Annotated in this window: 16 protein-coding genes; 2 read left to right on the top strand and 14 right to left on the bottom strand. The window is 73.9% G+C overall.

The features are described from left to right. The 13 genes from VJ693_RS25725 to VJ693_RS17820 all read right to left on the bottom strand — a co-directional run. Positions 1-258, bottom strand: a 258-nt coding sequence (locus VJ693_RS25725) for an FAD-dependent oxidoreductase (protein WP_414652309.1), incomplete at its 3' end; no start/stop codon positions are given. Next, positions 167-2032, bottom strand: coding sequence for a protein-disulfide reductase DsbD (dsbD, locus tag VJ693_RS17875; protein ID WP_324156328.1), 1866 nt, complete (start codon positions 2030-2032; stop codon positions 167-169). The genes dsbD and VJ693_RS25725, both read right to left, overlap by 92 nt. Next, a complete protein-coding gene (locus VJ693_RS17870) occupies positions 2029-2982 on the bottom strand; it encodes an FAD:protein FMN transferase (RefSeq protein ID WP_324156327.1) in 954 nt (317 codons plus the stop codon). Before VJ693_RS17870 ends, dsbD begins: the two co-directional genes overlap by 4 nt. A gap of 21 nt (positions 2983-3003) precedes the next feature. Then, positions 3004-4059, bottom strand: coding sequence for a DUF3570 domain-containing protein (locus tag VJ693_RS17865; protein ID WP_324156325.1), 1056 nt, complete (start codon positions 4057-4059; stop codon positions 3004-3006). Between the two features lie 139 nt (positions 4060-4198). After that, positions 4199-4435, bottom strand: coding sequence for a DUF4266 domain-containing protein (locus tag VJ693_RS17860; protein WP_324156323.1), 237 nt, complete (start codon positions 4433-4435; stop codon positions 4199-4201). 26 nt (positions 4436-4461) lie between these two features. Continuing rightward, positions 4462-4989, bottom strand: a complete 528-nt coding sequence (locus tag VJ693_RS17855; protein WP_324156322.1) for a TlpA disulfide reductase family protein — start codon at positions 4987-4989, stop codon at positions 4462-4464. Between the two features lie 34 nt (positions 4990-5023). Next, entirely contained in the window at positions 5024-7048 is a 2025-nt protein-coding gene (locus tag VJ693_RS17850) for a choice-of-anchor D domain-containing protein (protein WP_324156320.1), read from the bottom strand. 73 nt (positions 7049-7121) lie between these two features. Further along, positions 7122-7526: a CPBP family intramembrane glutamic endopeptidase gene (locus VJ693_RS17845; RefSeq protein ID WP_324156319.1), complete on the bottom strand. Its 405-nt coding sequence runs from the start codon at positions 7524-7526 to the stop codon at positions 7122-7124. 143 nt (positions 7527-7669) lie between these two features. After that, a complete protein-coding gene (locus tag VJ693_RS17840; protein ID WP_324156317.1) occupies positions 7670-9028 on the bottom strand; it encodes a S8 family peptidase in 1359 nt (452 codons plus the stop codon). Continuing rightward, positions 9025-9708 carry a zf-HC2 domain-containing protein gene (locus VJ693_RS17835; protein ID WP_324156315.1) on the bottom strand — a complete coding sequence of 228 codons (684 nt, stop codon included), beginning with the start codon at positions 9706-9708 and terminating at the stop codon, positions 9025-9027. The genes VJ693_RS17840 and VJ693_RS17835 overlap by 4 nt, the downstream gene beginning before the upstream one ends. After that, a complete protein-coding gene (locus VJ693_RS17830) occupies positions 9705-10316 on the bottom strand; it encodes an RNA polymerase sigma factor (protein WP_324156313.1) in 612 nt (203 codons plus the stop codon). Before VJ693_RS17830 ends, VJ693_RS17835 begins: the two co-directional genes overlap by 4 nt. Positions 10317-10438: 122 nt before the next feature. Next, the gene (locus tag VJ693_RS17825; protein ID WP_324156312.1) at positions 10439-11122 is read right to left on the bottom strand and encodes a hypothetical protein; all 684 of its coding nucleotides are present in this window, start codon (positions 11120-11122) and stop codon (positions 10439-10441) included. A 112-nt stretch (positions 11123-11234) separates the two neighbouring features. After that, entirely contained in the window at positions 11235-12080 is an 846-nt protein-coding gene (locus tag VJ693_RS17820; protein ID WP_324156310.1) for a M90 family metallopeptidase, read from the bottom strand. 99 nt (positions 12081-12179) lie between these two features. Between VJ693_RS17820 and VJ693_RS17815 the strand changes: the two genes are divergently transcribed. Both VJ693_RS17815 and VJ693_RS17810 read left to right on the top strand, forming a co-directional pair. Next, positions 12180-13676 carry a CHAD domain-containing protein gene (locus tag VJ693_RS17815; protein WP_324156309.1) on the top strand — a complete coding sequence of 499 codons (1497 nt, stop codon included), beginning with the start codon at positions 12180-12182 and terminating at the stop codon, positions 13674-13676. A 71-nt stretch (positions 13677-13747) separates the two neighbouring features. Next, positions 13748-15106, top strand: coding sequence for a glutamine synthetase family protein (locus tag VJ693_RS17810; protein WP_324156307.1), 1359 nt, complete (start codon positions 13748-13750; stop codon positions 15104-15106). Here the strand turns inward: VJ693_RS17810 and VJ693_RS17805 are convergent. After that, on the bottom strand, positions 15085-15735 hold the full coding sequence (locus tag VJ693_RS17805; RefSeq protein ID WP_324156306.1) for a tRNA-uridine aminocarboxypropyltransferase: 651 nt from the start codon (positions 15733-15735) through the stop codon (positions 15085-15087). The two genes, VJ693_RS17810 and VJ693_RS17805, sit on opposite strands and share 22 nt — an antisense overlap. Between the last annotated feature and the right edge of the window lie 31 nt (positions 15736-15766).

Here is a 15766-nt window from a genome sequence, read left to right as displayed (position 1 = left end):
CACGTCGGTGGTGGTCATCAGCTGGCCGCCCTGGGCCAGGCCGGTGACCAGCAGCGGCTTGAGGTTGGCGCGCGCGGCGTAGATGGCGGCCGAGTAGCCGGCCGGGCCGGAGCCGAGGATCAGGACTTGGGCGTGGGTGGTCGGGGTCGTCATCGAATGGGCCTTGTCAAAGGGCTGCGGCGTCGAGCCGGCGCACGAAGGCGTCCGCGGCCTCGAAGCCGATCGTGCGGCTGCCGGCCACTTCGGTGCCGCGCGCATCGAAGAACAGCACCGCCGGCGGGCCGAACAGGCCGAAGCGTTTCATCAGCGCCTTGGCATCGGCGCTGTCGGCCGTCACGTCGGCCTGCAGCAGCAGCGCGCGCTCCAGCCGCGGGCGCACCGCCGCATCGCGGAAGGTCAGGTGCTCCATCTCCTTGCACGACACGCACCAGTCGGCATAGACATCCAGCACCACCGGCCGGCCGGCGCTGCGCAGCGCTTCGTCCAGCTCCTGTACGCGGGTGATGCGCTGGAACGCCGGGCCTTCGGCCGCGGCGGTGGCCGTGGCGGCCGCCGTGCCGGCGCCTCGCGCGAGGTGCTTCAACGGCTGCACGACGCTGTCGCCGCCCGAGAGCGCGCCGGCCATCAGCGCGACGCTCCACAGCGCGGCCACGCCGCCGATGCCGCGCCACAGTGGCCACCGGCCGGCGTCGAAGGCACCGAGCGCCAGCAGCGCGATCAGCACGCCCGCGCCGAGCACGAACATCAGCACCGGCGCCGGCAACACCGGCGACACCAGCCACAGCGCGACGCCCAGCAGCATCAGGCCGAAGAAGGTCTTGACCTGCTCCATCCAGCGGCCGGCGCGCGGCAGCAGGCTGCCGGCCGACAGGCCCAGCAGCAGCAGCGGCACGCTCATGCCGGCGGCCAGCGCGAACAGCGCGGCGCCACCGAGCACCACGTTGCGCGTCTGGCTGATGTACAGCAGCGCGCCGGCCAGCGGCGCGGCCACGCAGGGGCCGACCAGCAGGGCCGACAGCCCGCCCATCGCGAACACCGCCAGGTGGCGGCCGCCGGAGAGCTTGTTCGACGCGTTGTTGACGCGCTGCTGGATCGCGGCCGGCATCTGGAGCTCCCACACGCCGAACATCGACAGCGACAGACCCGCCAGCAGGGCCGCGAAGCTGCCCAGCACCCAGGGGTTCTGCAGTGCGGCCGCGAAGCCCGAGCCGAGCAGGCCGGCCGTGACGCCGGCCGCGGTGTAGACCAGCGCCATGCCCAGCGAATATGCCAGCGCCAGCGTGAAGCCGCGCCGGCGCGACACCGGTGCGCCCTGGCCGACGATGATCGACGACAGGATCGGCAGCATCGGCAGCACGCAGGGCGTGAACGACAGCAGCAGGCCGCCGAGCAGGAACATCGGCACGACCCTCAGCAGGCTGCCCGACGACAGAGCGCCGCGGTGGCCATCGACATCGGTGGATGGCGCGGCCGCATTCGCCGGCGCCGCGATGGGCGTGGCCAACGGGGCCGATGCCGGCACCGCCTCGGCCGTCGGTGCGGCGAACAGGTCGCCCGCCGGCTCCCAGCGGGCGGTGAGCGTGCTCGCCGCATTGCGCGCCAGGTACACGGTGCCGCGCTGCGGCGGGTAGCACAGGCCGCGGTCCGCGCAGCCCTGGTAGCTCACTGCCAGCGCCGCGGCGGGCAGGCCGATGGGCAGCGGCTGACGCACCTGCACCGTGCCTTCCCACAGCGTCATCGTCTGGTTGAAGTTGGTGTCGAACTTCTCCTGGCCTGGCGGCAGCGCGGCGGCCGGAAAGGCGAGCGCCGGGTCGGCCTGCAGCGAGAAGCGCTCGCGGTACAGGTGGTAGCCCGGCGCGATGGCCAGCGTGATCTCCAGCGCCTGGTCCGCGCCGATGGCCACCTGCGGCCGGAAGGCCTCGGCCGGGTCGAGAAAGGGTTCGTCGGTGGCATGCGCGGCGGGCAGCAGCGTTGCCGCGGCAAGCAGCGTCGCGGCGAGGCGGCGTGCCCTGGAAAACAAGCTCGTTGTCATGGCGTGAGGGGGTCGGAAGAAGAAGGAACGGAAGCGTCGATCTCGTGCGCCTCGAGACGCCCGGCCGAATCGATGGCCAGGAAGGCCACGCCCTGGCCGCGCAGGAAATCGGCGCCGTCGGGGCCGTGCAGCATCGCGATCGTGGCCAGGGCGCCGGCGGCGGTGCAGACCGGCGTGGCCACGCTGATCGATTGCCAGTGCGTGACCGGCTCGCCGCGGCGCGGGTCGAGGATGTGGCAGCAGCGCCGGCCCTCGGGCGTGATGAAGAAGCGCTCGTAGTCGCCGCTGGTGGCCAGCGCGCCATCGCGCAGCTGCACCTGCGCGCAGACGGCGCCCGGCTGGCGCGGGTGCTGGATGCCGAAGCACCAGGGCCGGCCATCGGCGCGCGGGCCGAGCACCCGCAGGTCGCCGCCGAGGTTGACGAAGCCGTGGTGCACGCCGGCCTGCGCCAGCACCGCCCGCGCGCGGTCGGCGGCGTACTCCTTGCCGATGCCGCCGAAGTCCAGCTCCATGCCGGTCTCGGGCAGGTGGACCTGGTGCGCGTCCCAGGCCACGCGGCGCCAGTTCACCAGCGGCAGCAGGGCCTGCAACTCGCCCGGTGCCGGCACGCGGCCGGCACGGAAATCCCACGCGCGGCGCAGCACGCCGCTGCTCAGGTCGAACAGGCCGCCGCTGTGCTGGTGGAGTGCATCGGCGAAGGCCAGCAGCCCGGCGGTCTCGTCGTCGATCGCCGTCGCCCGGGCCTGGCCGGCCGCCGCGTTGATGCGCGAGACCACGCTGTCGGGGCGATAGCGCGAGTACTTGGCCTCGATGCGCCGCGCCTCGGCCATCGCCTCGTGCGCCGCATGGCGCGCGCACGCCTCGTCGCCGGCGATGACGATCTCGCAGCGCGAGGCCATCGCCGTGAAGACGAGGTGCCAGCCGTCGTGGTCCAGATGGGCGGCGGTCATCGGGGTGAGGGGGCTGGGACGTCAGAAGCTGCGCGAGACGCCGAGCTGCCACCAGCGCGCCGAGAAGGGTGCGAGGCCCGGCGAGCCGTCGCCGCCGACGCGCCAGGCGGCGCGCTGCTCGTAGCGCTCGTAGGCGAGGTCGAGCTTCCACTGGCTGTCGATCGCCCAGTCCACGCGCAGCCCGGCGGTGGCGGCACCGAAGGCCGACAGGCGCTGGTCGGCCGAGTAGTAGGGCCGGTTGCCGAAGCCCGGCGGAAAGGGCGCGCCGAGCACCGGGTCGTACACCGGGTCGTAGTAGAAGCGGGCCGCGCGCTGCGTCGTGTAGCGCAGCATCGGCGTCAGTGTCCAGCCGGGCGCCACCGGCTGCACCCAGGCCGCGTCCAGCGTGTGCGCGCGCACGCCGTAGCTGTCGTCGTAGAGGCGCCAACTGGTGCGCAGCGTGGCCTGCAGCGCCTCGACGTGGTGGTTCCAGCGCAGCAGGGCGGTGTACTGCTCGCGCTCGCGCGGCCGCGCGTCGGGAAACTTGTAGGGGTCGGAGAAGTGGCCGCGGCCGATGCTGGCGCCCAGGTTCAGCTGCACCAGGTCGACCGGGCTCCAGGCCTGCGTCACGCCAGCGGCGAACTGCCAGGTACGGCGGTGTTCGTCCAGCGTCGGGTCGTTGGTCGAGCCGATCGCATCGTCGCTGTAGGCCAGGCCGAGGTTCCAGGTGCGGTTGTTGTCTTCGCTGGCGACGCGCCACTCGCCGGACAGCGTGTTCGAGCGGTAGTCGTGTTCGCCGGAGCTGGCCACGCCGACGGACCAGGCCTGGCGCTCGGCGTAGTGGGTCAGCTTCAGGTCGCCGGCCGTGCGCGAGTCGTCCATCTTCGACGCACCCGAGACCGCGCTGTGGAAGCGCGGCGAGGCGCCCGAGACCGCGTCGTTGACGGCCGAGCCTTCGAGCGACCAGTGGGCATCCAGCGGCGCCAGCACATAGAGCGACGGCGCATCGACCTTCACGCGGTCCAGCCCCGGCTGCCAGTCACGGTAGTTCGACAGCTTCAGCGCCACCATGCCCTGCTCGGGCGCGATTTCGGCCATGGCAGGCGGGAGGATCCCGGGCAGCAGCAGCGCGGCAGCGAGGACGCTTCCAAAACCAAGTGGCGTGCGCGGATCCGGCTCTGCCGGTCCGCTGCGCGAGCCCCCTCGGGGGGCAGCGACCGGAAGGGAGCGTGGGGGCTCAATTACAACCACAGCCACCTCCGCCGACGCCGTATCCGCCCGAGGCGTTTTCCTTGCTGTTGTAGATGTGCTGGTCGAATCGATCGGCCAGCGGGTCGCCGGCCATCGTCATCTCGGGGCGCGCCAGCGCGCGCTTCTCCCAGGCTTGCGGGGGCTGCCAGGCGCAGCCGGCCAGGGCCGCGGTGGCCAGGGCCAGCATGGCCGCGGCGAAGCGGATCGGTCTCGGGTGGGTCATGGGGGAGGGGTGATTCGGGTGATCGGTCAGGCCGCGCCCAGCGCGGCGGCGATGCGGGCTTCGAGCGGGCTCGCGTCTTCCTCGCGAAAGCCCGCGTGCGTGGCGACGACCTTGCCGTCGGCGCCCAGCAGCACCGAGCTCGGCATGGCCTTGATGCCGAAGCGGCGCGCCGATTCGGCACCGGCGTCGAAGGCCAGCGAGAACTGCGCTGGCAGCTGCGCGAGGAAGCGCTGGGCGTCGGCGGGCTGGCTGTCCAGGTTCACCGCGACGATGCGCAGCCCCTTGGCGCCGTACCTGGCCTGCATGCGGTTCATCCACGGGAACGACTGCCGGCACGGGCCGCACCACGAGGCCCAGAAATCGATGTAGGTGGCGCGGGCTTTGCCGTCGAACAGCGGCACCGCCGGCTGGCCGGCGCCGCCCGGCACGCTGGCCAGCGGCAGCGCCTGGCCGGCTTCGAGCGCGCGGGCGGCGCGCGGCACGGTGAGGGCCGCCAGTGCGAGGCTGGCCGAGGCCTGCGCCAGCAGGCTGCGGCGGGAGAGAAGCGAGGTCATGGTCGGCTCCTGGCTTGTCAGTGCATCGGTTGAATTAGCTGCCGCGGCGGCGGCGCCAGAACAGCACGCCGGCCAGCGCGGCCATCAACAGCAGCAGCGGGTCGGCCGCGCCGGTGCCGGCGCCCAGCGTGCAACCGCCGCCGCCTGCGTTGGCGGGCTGGTCGGCGCCGCCCTGACCGCTGAGCGCGACCTCGACGCTGGCGGGCGACATGTCGCCGCTGATCGTCAGCGCGCTGGTGTCGCTCGCATCCGCCGCGGTGCCGGCCCAGGCGACGCTGAGCCTGCAGCTCGCGCCGGCCGCCAGCGTGATCGGCGTGGTGCCGCAGCCGCCGGTGCCGGAGGCATCCACCGTGAAGCGGCTGTCACCGACCGTGAGTGCGTTCAGGTGCAGGTCGGCAGTGCCGGTGTTGGTCAGTGTCAGCGTCTGCGCGGCGGCGTTGCCACTGGCCGGGGCGACAAAAGCCAGCGATTCGGCCGACAGGCCCAGTGCCGGTGCCGCGGCGGCGGTGGCAACACCGCCGAGGGCGATCGGCTCCGGCGTGCTGGCATTGCCGGCGCTGAGCGCCAGGCTCGCGCTGCGGTTGCCGGCGGCCGAAGGCGTGAAGCCCAGCACGAGCGTGCACTGCGCGCCGGCAGCGAGCGCCTGGCCGGCGGTGCAGGTCGAGCTGCCGTCGATGCGGAAGTCGGCGGCGTGCGTGCCGCTGATCGTGAACGCGGTGAGCGTCGCGCTGCCACTGCCGCTGTTGGCGAGCGTGAGCGACCGCGTGGCGGCGTCGTCGCCGACGCTCACGCTGCCGAAATCGATCGCGCCGGCATCGCTCCATTGCAGGATGGCGGTGTCGGCCAGCACCCCGGTGCCCGCCAGGCTGACGCTGTGCGGCGAGCCGCTGGCGTTGCTGGTGACACTCAGCGAACCGCTGGCCGTGCCGGCGCCGGTGGGGGTGAAGACCACGCTGATCGCACAGCTCGCGCCGGCCGCCAGTGTGCTGCCGCAGGCGTTGGTGGTGGTGAACGCACCGCTCGCGCCGATGGCGCTGATGTTCAGCGCGGCGCTGCCCGTGTTGCTGAGCGTCACCGTCTGCGCGCTCGCGCTGCTGCCGACCGTGACGCTGCCGAAGGCCACGCTGCCCGGCGACAGGCTGGCTTGCGGCGTGGCCGCGGCCTGGCCGGTGCCGCTGAGCGAGACGCTGGCGCTGCCGTTCGAGGCGTTCGAGGCCAGCGTCAGGCTGGCGGCGCGGTTGCCGGTGGTGCTGGGCGTGAAGGCCACGGTCAGCGCACACGAGCCGCCGGCGGCCACCGGCGTGCCGACCGCGCAGCCGCCGGTGGCGCTGTAGTCGGCCGCCGCGCCGCCGCCCAGCGTGAGGGCGCTGAAGTCCAGTGCCGCGTTGCCGGTGTTGCGCACCGTCAGCGTCTTCGAGGCGCTGGTCGTGTTGACCGTCTGGTTGCCGAAGTCGAGCGTGCTCGCGTCCAGCGAGATCGTGGCCTGCGTGGCCGCGGCGCCGGTGCCCGACAGGGCGATCGGCACGGCGGTCGTCAGGCCGCTGTGGCTGATGGTCAGCGTGCCGCTGCGGCTGCCTGCCGCCGTGGGCGAGAAGGCCAGCGTGATCGTGCAGCTGCTGCTGGCGGCCAGCGTGCTGCCGCAGGTGCCGCCGGCACGGCTGAAGTCGCCGCTGACGCTGGCCGCCAGGCCGCTCAGCGCGGCCACGCGGCTGGCGCGCACGGTCACGGTCTGCGTCGCGCTGGTCTGGCCGACGGTGGTCTGCGCGAAGCTCACTGTGCTGGGCGCGTTCCCGAGGTAGGCGGCGATGTTCTCGAGGTCGCTGGCCGACAGCACCGACAGGCCGGACATCGCGCCGACGTTGGCGATGGCCGACTGGATCATCGCCGGGCTGTTGCGGCCGCGGTCGACGGTGGCTGTCGACGCGACCGAGTGACAGGCGGTGCAGCGCTGCGAGAACGTGGTGCTGCCCTGCACCGGGTCGGCGGCGAAGCCGGCCGCGGGCCAGGCCAGCGCGGCGGCCAGGGCGAGCGCGGGCCGCCAGAGGGAGTGTGATTTCATGACGGACATTTCTCGGTGAATGGAATCGGTCAGCGTTGGTAATCGGTTACTCGGATGAACCACAGTTCGACGCTCAGGAAGACGATGCGGTGAGCCACAACAGATTGAAGCCGGCGTGCCAGGCCGCGCAGGGCGCGAGCCGGCCGCTGCGCGCGAACACCAGGCCGATCCACGCGGCCGGCAAGGCGGTGGCCGCGGCGCGCCACGCATCGGCCGGGCCGCGCGCGAACAGCAGGTGCGCAAGGCCGAACGCCAGTGCGCTCAGCAGCACGGCCGTGCGCTGGCCGAGCCGGCGTGCGAGCGGCGCTTGCACGCCCCAGCGGCACACGGCCTCTTCGCACCAGGGCGCGAGCCAGACCGAGCGCAGCGCCGCCTCCGCGGGCAGCAGCAGCAGGCCGGCGAGCGCGATCGCGAGCCACGCCAGGCCGCCGGCCGGCGCGGTACGGAAGATTCGGATCGGGACGAGGGCGGCAGGCATCGGCGGGTCACCGGGGTCGTGCAAGGGCTGCGCGCGTGTCGCGCAGTGTCATTGCCGAGTAGGTGCCGCCGTGGCCTGGAATGGTTGTCGCCCGATGCGGGCGAAACGAAACTTGATATTTCGTCTGCTCAGATGAGCCGAGCTCAGCGCACAGCGCTGCAGCCGCAGCCCGGCTCCAGCGCTTCGAGCGCGCGGCAGGCGTTGACCTGGGCGAGCGTGTCGCCGCCGCGGCTGTCGCGCAGCAGTTGCTCGATGCGGCTGCCGTCGAGCCGCGGATGGTGCTGCAGCAGCAGTGCGGCAATGCCGCTGACCTGCGCCGCCGCCATCGAGGTGCCGGAGGCGAAGTCGTAGCGGCCGCCGGGCATCAGCGTGAGCACCTCGCGCGCGGGCGCGCCGAGCGGCCCCTGCGTTGTCGAGGCCGGCGTGGCACCGTCCTGCACCGCGATCACGCCCGGCACGCCGAGCGGAAAGCCATCGCGTGCACCGCCGGGCGGCACCGCCCCGACGATCACGGTTCCGTGCGCCAGCGCGACGCGCAGCAACTGCGTGAGCAACTCGTCGGCCGGGCCGCCCAGGCTCAGGTTGATGACCTGCGCGCCGCGGTCGATCGCCGCGGCCAGCGCCTGCGACAGCGTGAAGGAGTTGCAGGTCGAGGCGCCGTCGGCACGCTCCCAGCAGGCCTTCAGCGCCAGCAGCCGGGCGCCTGGCGCGATGCCGACGATGCCGGTCGCGTTGTCGGGCCGCGCGGCGATCACGCCGGCCACCTCGGTGCCGTGGCGGTCGCGCTGGAAACGCGCGCCGTCGCGGTCGACGAAGTTGGCGGTGTCGGCCGCGGTGCCGGCGAGATCCTGGTGGGCCGTGTCGACGCCGGTGTCGATCACCGCGACGCGCACGCCGTCGCCGCGCGCGCAGCGGTGGGCCTGCGGCACGCCGAGCGCGAGCAGGCCGCGCTGCAGCGGAAAGTAGGGGTCGTTGTAGAGGCTCTCGGGGCCCTTGGCCGGCACGGGCACGGCCGGTGCCGGCGCCGACAGCGAGGCCGGTGCGGCCAGCGTGTCGAACTCGTTCAGCGGCTGCGCCAGCGCCACGCGCGGGTCGCGCGCCAGCGCGGCGAGCACCGCGTCGCGCGAGGCGCCGTCGGGGATCAGGAAGGTCGCGCAGTGCACGCCGAGCGCGCGGATCGGCCAGGAGTCCAGCGGCCGCAGGCCATGTGCCTGCGCGACCGCGGCGAGCACCTCGTCGGCCCGCGTGCCGACGACATAACCCGGCTTCTTGCTGTACAGGCCCGGCGTCGAGCCCGACGACAACGGCAGCTCACCGACCGGGTTGGCGATGGCGATCACGACGACCCGCCCGGCCTCGCCGGCAGGCGCACCGCCGACCAGCGCCGGCACGTCGGGCACCGGCGCGTGGGCGCAGCCGGCCAGCCCGAGCCCCAACGCCAGCCCGGCGCCGAGCGCGAGCGTGCTGGCCAGCGCCAGCGAGCCGATGCGCGGGCGCTTCACCGTGCCGCGGCCGGGCCGGTGGCCTCGGCGAAGGCGACCGCCGGCGAGCGGCGCAGCTCGGCCGCGAGCGCGTCCAGGTCACGCACACGCCCAGGCTGCGGGTCCGCCTCGGCCACGCCGAGCGTGAAGACGCCGGCTTCGCTCGGGCCGCTGACGATCGACAGGCCCCGGCCCTGCAGCAGGGCCTGCACTTCGCTGACCGGCCGCTCGGCGTGGAAGACGACGCGCAGGCCGGGCGTGACGGCCGTGGCCGCCGGGGCCTGCGTCAAGGTCTGGTAGCCGGCCGTCGCGGCGCCGGGCGCCGAGGCCTGCAGCCACCACACGGCTGCGGCGGCGAACAGCGCCAGCTGCAGCGCGCCCAGCAGCGCGGCGGTCGACAGGCGGATCTGCGCGCCCTGCGCCGAGCCGGTGGTGAACCAGGGGCGCGCGGGCCGCGGGGGCACGGCGTGGTCCAGCCGCTGCATCAGCCGCGCCAGGCCTTGCGACAGGTCGGGGCCGGGCACGCTGGGGATGGCCATGCCGGCGGCCAGGCGCTGCTCGCGGGCCAGCTCGTCGCGGCAGGCGGCGCACTCGGCCAGGTGGGCTTCGGCGCGGCGGCGCTGGTCGGCGCTCGCGCTGCCGTTGGCCAGCCAGGGCAGCAGGGCCCAGGTGTCGTGGTGGATGCGGGGATCGGCGCTCATTCTTTTCCTCCTTCGGCGCGGGCGGCCTCGGGCTCGCCGGCCAGGTCGGGCAGCACGTTGCGCAGGCGAACGCGGGCATGGAACAGGCGGGCCTTGGCGGTGCCGATCGGGCACTCCATGATGGCGGCCGTCTCTTCCAGCGTGTGGCCCTGTCCGTAGACCAGCTCCACGGTCAGGCGCTGGTCCGGCGGCAGCCTGGCCAGGCCCTTGGCCAGCCAGTCGTGGGTCTCGCGGTCGGCCCGCGGGTCGGTCACCAGCAGGGCTTCCATGTCGGATTCGTCGGCCCGCCAGCAGGGGTCGTCCTGGTCACGAAAGGCCTTCAACGCGACGCGGTAGGCGATGCCCATGATCCAGGTCGAAACACGCGCTTCGCCACGGTAATCGCCGGCCTTCTGCCAGACGATCCACAGCGTGTCGTTGACGACCTCCTCGATCAGCGAATCGTGCCGTGTCAGGCGCCCCAGGAAGCGCACCAGGCGCGGCTGGTACTCACGGTACAGCGCGGCCAGCGCAGCGCGGTCCTGCGTCTCGGCGATGCGGCGGATCCAGGCCTGGTCGGGCGTGGCCGGCGCATCGGGCGGCGGGGTGCGGCGAAAGGGGTTGAACATGGGCGTGCCGTGAAGCAGGTACTGCAGTGATCTCGGTCAGTACCCGGCGGGGTTGAAGACGGTTGCGCGCGCTTGTGAAAAAAGCCGCAGCGGGCGGCAAAAAAGCCGCAACCGGCGGAACTTCAGAACCCCCAGACCAGGCTGCCGACCCAGCGGTCGTGCGCCGAGGCACCGTAGATGTACTGTGCCTGCGGCGAGACCCAGACCCGGTCGAGCAGCACGCGCAGGCCGCCGTGGCGCCAGCCGGCGCCGACCTGGCCGTAGAGGTAGCCCTGGCCGGCACCGAACATGCGCCGCGCCACGCCGCCGCCCAGGCTCAGGCCGTGGGCGAGCGGCCACTGTGCATTCAGCTCTAGCGAGCGGCTGTTGATCACCGGCGTGCCGTGCTCGTTGCAGCCCGGGCCGTGGCGCGTCTCGGCCGACCAGCTCAGCACCCAGCGGTCGGCGTCGGCCAGGCTGGCGGCGACCTCGTGGTAGCACCACGGGTTCAGCGAATCGGCGCCCGGGTAGTCCAGGTAGCGCCACTGGCCCATCAGCGTCCAGCGGCCGCCGAAGCTCCATTCGTAGCCGGCGCGCAGATTGACCGGCGTGGCCGACTCGCCGTAGGCCGTTTCGAAGTGCCCCACCAGGCCGCCGACCGACCAGCCGGCCGCGGCGTACAGGTCGGCGCTGGCGAAGGCCACGGGCTTGTCGGGGCGGCTCAGCGGGATGCCGCGCACCTGCCAGGCCGAGCTGGCGCCGACGCTGTAGCTCGTGTCGACAACCTGGGCCCCTGCGCCGCCGGGCAGCCCGAGCGCAAGTGCCATGGCGGCAGCGTGGGTCCGAGGCAGGCGGCGGGACATCATCGGGGGCGAGGCATGGCGCCTGGATTCTAGGGAACGACCTGCTGATCGCGCGATCGGGCGCGCCGCCCCGGCCTCAGCCCCAGGCCCGCGGATCGACCCGGTAGTAGCGCGCCAGTTCGTCGTACAGCGAAGGGTGCCGTTCGGCCATCGCATGCGGCTGCTCAAAGAAGACCTCGGACGCAACCGCGAAGAACTCGGCCGGCTCGGTGGCGGCGTAGGGCGACAGCAGCGTCTGTTCGCCGCGCCCGAGCTGCTCGCGCAGGCGCCGGTACTCGGTGCTCATCACCGCCGCCCAGCGCGCATAGCGGGCGCGTTCGCCGAGGAAGGGCGCGCCGGTCGCGCGGCCGCGCTCCTGGTCGAGCTGGTGGGCGAACTCGTGGATCACCAGGTTCTGGCCGTCGCCCGGGTCGGCGGCGCCTTCGAGCACGTCCGGCCACGACAGGATCACCTGGCCCTCGACCCAGGATTCGCCGCTGCGCGCCTCGCGCCGCTCGTGCTGCACGCCGCTGCCGTCGCCCTCGCGCCGGTGCGCCCAGTAGGCGGTTGGGTACAGCAGCACCTGGCGCAGGCGCGGGAAGTAGTCGCTCGGGCGGTTCAGCAGCAGCAGGCAGGCCTGCGCCGCGACGAGCACGCGCATCTCCTCGCTGACCTCCAGGCCGTTGCAGCCGATGAAGGGCTTCTCGGCGAGAAAGACCTGCATGTGGCGCTTGAGCTGCAGCTGCAGGTCGGCCGGCAGACGGCGCCAGACCGGCATGCGCCGCCGCAGGATCGTGCGCCACGCGGCCGGGAAGGGCTGCTGCACGACGCGCCGGCGCCGCCACGCCCGCCAGGCCCGCGGGCCCCACAGGCCGCCGGCCAGCAGCGCGGCGAACAGCAGCGTGCCCAGCAGCATCGTCAGCGCGTCGAGCGACAGCGGCACCCTGGTCCTTCTCAAGCGCCCGGCCGGGCGGAACCTGGAAGCTGGGTGCGATGCGCCGGCTTTCAATGGCTATGCTTGGCCGCCAAGACAAGGTCCCCCATGTTCGAAACCGAACTGAAGTTCCAGATCCCGCCGGCCAGCGAGGCCGCCGTGCGCACCGCGCTGGCGCGCGCGGCGCCGCGCCGCCAGCGTCTGCGAGCGATCTACTTCGACACCGCCGAGCGCACGCTGGCGGCGGCCGGCATCGCGCTGCGCCTGCGGCAGGAGGGCCCGCGCTGGGTGCAGACGCTGAAGGCGCGCGGCGCGCACGCGGCGCAGCGGCACGAGCACAACGTGCCGCTCGCTGGCGCCGGCCGCCCGGCCACTGGCGTGGCGCCGCGGCCGCTGCCGGCACGCCACGCCGGCACCCCGGCCGCCGAGGCCTGGCAGTGGGCGCTCGGCGAGCCCATCGAGGCTTTCGACCCCGCGCGGCTGCAGCCGGTGATGGCCACCGACGTCTGGCGCCGCGCGCTCAGCGTTCCCGACCCCGCCGGCGGCACGGTGGAGCTGGCGTTCGACGAAGGCGAGATCCGCGCCGGCGCCGCCGCCACGCGCGTGTGCGAGCTCGAGTACGAGCTGGTCGAAGGCCGCCTGGCGGACCTCGTGCGCCAGGCCGCCGAGGGCGTCGCGCGGCATGGCCTGTGGCTGGACACGGTGTCCAAGGCCGAGCGCGGCGAGCTGCTGGCGCAAGGCCGGGCGGTGCCGGCGCCGGTGCGCTTTGCCGCGCCGGCCCTGACCCGCGATGCCGACGGGGCCACCGTCTGGCGCGCCGCGCTGGCCAGCGGCGCGGCGATGCTGCTGCCCAACGCGAGCGCGCTGGCCGCCGGCAGCCCCGACCCGGAGCATGTGCACCAGCTGCGCATCGCGATCCGCCGGCTGCGCTGCGCGGTGCGCGAATTGGGGCCGCTGGTGGATTCCGGCGGCGAGCCGGCCTGGCTCGCGCCGCTCGTCGGGCTGTTCGACGCGCTCGGCGCCGGCCGCGACGAGGCCGCGCTGCTGGCCGACCTGGCGCCGCGCCTGCAGGCGGCCGGCGCCCCGACCGCCGACTGGCGCAGCGCGGACCAGCCCGCGCCGCCGGACCCGGCCGGGCTCGTGCGCGCGCCGGCGGTGCAGCAGGCGCTGCTGGCCTTGCTGGTCGACAGCCAGGCCGCGACCGACGGCCTGGACCCGCACGCGACGCGCCACCACCTGCGCCAACGCCTGGCCAGGCTGCACGCCCAGGCGGCCCGCGCCGCACGCCCGTTCGAGACCCTGCCCGAGGCCGAACAGCACCGGGCGCGCAAGCGGGTCAAGCGGCTGCGCTACCTGGCCGAGTTCACGGCCGCCCTGTTCGAGCGCCACGCGGTCAAGCGCTACCTGCGCCCGCTGGCCGAGGCCCAGCAGCGCCTGGGCGAGCACCAGGACCTGCTGGTCGCGCTGCCGCTGTACCGCGCCGCCGTGCCGCAGCGACCCGAGGCCTGGTTCGCCGCGGGCTGGCTGGTCGCGGAACGCCAGCCGAGCGCACGCCGCTGCCGCCAGGCTCTGCGAGTGCTCGCCAAGGCCCGGCCGTTCTGGTGAGCGCAAGCCGCCGCGGCGATCGGCGAAGATCAGGCCTTCGTCGATTGCCGCCCCGGCCGGGGCGCCTTGCCATGAGTGCTGCAGATCCCTCCTCCGTGCCCGATGCGGCCGCGCTGTTCCAGCGCGCCGGCGTGCGCCAGGTCGAGTGCCTGTTCCCCGATCTCACCGGATACCCGCGCGGCAAGCTGATGCCGGCCGCGGCCTTCCTGGCTGGCCAGGAGTTGCGCATCGCCCAGGCCATCGCGATGCAGGCGGTGACCGGCGAATACGCCTGCGACCCGATCTTCCCGGAAGACGACCCGGACGTGCGCCTGGTGCCCGACCCGGCCACCGTGCGCCTTGCGCCCTGGGCGCCGGCCGATGCGCCGCGCGCGCTCGCGATCCACGACTGCGTGGAGCTCGACGGCCGGCCCTGCGCCTTCGCGCCGCGTTCGCTGCTGAAGGCCGTGCTCGCGCGCTACGCCGAACGCGGGCTGACGCCGGTCGTCGCGCCCGAGATCGAGTTCTACCTCAGCGCCCCCTGCACCGACCCGGCCGAGCCGCTGTGTGCGCCGGCCGGCCGGCTGGGCCAGCGCGAGGTCGGCCAGTCGGCCTTCAGCCTGAACATGCTCAACGAGCTGGCGCCGTTCTGGGGCGCGTTTCAGCAGGCCATCGAGACGCTGGGCATCCGCGCCGACACCTGGATCCACGAGGTGGGCTGCTCGCAGTACGAGATCAACCTGTGGCATGGCGACGCGCTGGCGGTGGCCGACCAGGCCTTCCTGTTCAAGCATGCGGCGCGCGAGACGGCGATCGCTCACGGCATGAACGCCGTCTTCCTGGCCAAGCCGATGGCCGACCAGGCCGGCAGCTCGATGCACCTGCACGTCAGCCTCGTCGACCGCGCGGGCCGCAATGTCTTCAGCGCGGAGGACGGCAGCGAGCACCCGTGCTTTCGCCAGTTCATCGGCGGGCTGCAGACGCACCTGCCGGACCTGATGCTGCTGCTCGCGCCGCACGTCAACTCGTACCGCCGCTTCGTCAAGGGCAGCCAGGCGCCGATCCACCTGGGTTGGGCCCACGACAACCGCACGGCCGGCTTGCGCGTGCCGGCCAGCGGCCCGGCCGCGCGCCGCATCGAGCAGCGCGTGGCGGGTGCCGACGCGAACCCCTACCTCGCGATCGCCGCCACGCTGGCCGCCGGCCTGGCCGGCATCGACGAAGGGCTGGCGGCGACCGAGCCGATCCAGGGCGACGGCTATGCCCAGGCGCACGGCCTGCCGCGCAGCCCGCGCGAGGCCTGGCAGCGCCTGGCCGACAGCCCGCACGGGCGCCGCTTGCTGGGCGACGATTTCGTCACCGGCCTGCTGGCCGCGAAAGAGGTCGAGTTCGACGCCTACGACCGCGAGATCAGCGCCTGGGAGCGGCGCTACCTGCTTCCGCAGGTGTGAGGTTCCCGGGCCGGGCCCAATGACGCCTGAGGCCGCTGCCGGGCCGCCACCCCAGCAACGAAGCGGCTGAAGGCGTCGAGCAGCGGCGGGGCGTCGAAGGACGGGCCCTCCAGCATCGCCAGCGCCTGCACGGTGGCCTCCAGCGTCGAGACCTGGTCGTCGCGCCGCGCCGCTCGGATCGCGCGGTAGCGGGTCGGCGACGGCGCGTCCAGCGACAGCCGCGGCAACGCGGCCAGGGCCGGGTGCTCGAGCAGCATCCGCAGGCTCTTGCGCCACGTCGCGTCGAGCACCACCAGCCGCAGGGGCGCGTGCACCTTTGTCCCGGGCGGCGGCGGCGCGGGCGCGGCCGGCACGTCCGGGTACAGCAGCCGCGTGTCCCGCCCGGGGCGCTGCAGCAGCGCCTGCAGCGCCCCGGGCGCGAAGCGCTCGCCGACGACCACCTCGCAGTGCGCCAGAGACAGACGAAGCAGCGTCACGCTGTTCTTCGCCTGGCGCTGTTCCTGCGGGTGCTGCAGCACCAGCACCTCGGTGCTGTGGGCGGTCGGCCGCGCCAGTGCGCACAGGCAGGTCGCCTGCGGGCGCAGGCAGCGCACGCAGGCCGCGCGGCCGTGGGGGGAAGGAGCGTTCACGCGGGGATGTTCGCACGCCTGTCCCGCCTCA

It is taken from the genome of Ideonella sp. (assembly GCF_035254525.1).
Lineage (GTDB): Bacteria > Pseudomonadota > Gammaproteobacteria > Burkholderiales > Burkholderiaceae_C > Ideonella.
The sequence above is the reverse complement of the archived record's forward strand: the minus strand, read 5'-3'. Positions and strand labels throughout refer to the sequence as shown.

Coding starts and splice junctions, on each gene's coding strand:
- dsbD (WP_324156328.1), bottom strand. CDS start 2,032: ATGACAACGAGCTTGTTTTCCAGGGCACGCCGCCTCGCCGCGACGCTG.
- VJ693_RS17870 (WP_324156327.1), bottom strand. CDS start 2,982: ATGACCGCCGCCCATCTGGACCACGACGGCTGGCACCTCGTCTTCACG.
- VJ693_RS17865 (WP_324156325.1), bottom strand. CDS start 4,059: ATGGCCGAAATCGCGCCCGAGCAGGGCATGGTGGCGCTGAAGCTGTCG.
- VJ693_RS17860 (WP_324156323.1), bottom strand. CDS start 4,435: ATGACCCACCCGAGACCGATCCGCTTCGCCGCGGCCATGCTGGCCCTG.
- VJ693_RS17855 (WP_324156322.1), bottom strand. CDS start 4,989: ATGACCTCGCTTCTCTCCCGCCGCAGCCTGCTGGCGCAGGCCTCGGCC.
- VJ693_RS17850 (WP_324156320.1), bottom strand. CDS start 7,048: ATGAAATCACACTCCCTCTGGCGGCCCGCGCTCGCCCTGGCCGCCGCG.
- VJ693_RS17845 (WP_324156319.1), bottom strand. CDS start 7,526: ATGCCTGCCGCCCTCGTCCCGATCCGAATCTTCCGTACCGCGCCGGCC.
- VJ693_RS17835 (WP_324156315.1), bottom strand. CDS start 9,708: ATGAGCGCCGATCCCCGCATCCACCACGACACCTGGGCCCTGCTGCCC.
- VJ693_RS17830 (WP_324156313.1), bottom strand. CDS start 10,316: ATGTTCAACCCCTTTCGCCGCACCCCGCCGCCCGATGCGCCGGCCACG.
- VJ693_RS17825 (WP_324156312.1), bottom strand. CDS start 11,122: ATGGCACTTGCGCTCGGGCTGCCCGGCGGCGCAGGGGCCCAGGTTGTC.
- VJ693_RS17815 (WP_324156309.1), top strand. CDS start 12,180: ATGTTCGAAACCGAACTGAAGTTCCAGATCCCGCCGGCCAGCGAGGCC.
- VJ693_RS17810 (WP_324156307.1), top strand. CDS start 13,748: ATGAGTGCTGCAGATCCCTCCTCCGTGCCCGATGCGGCCGCGCTGTTC.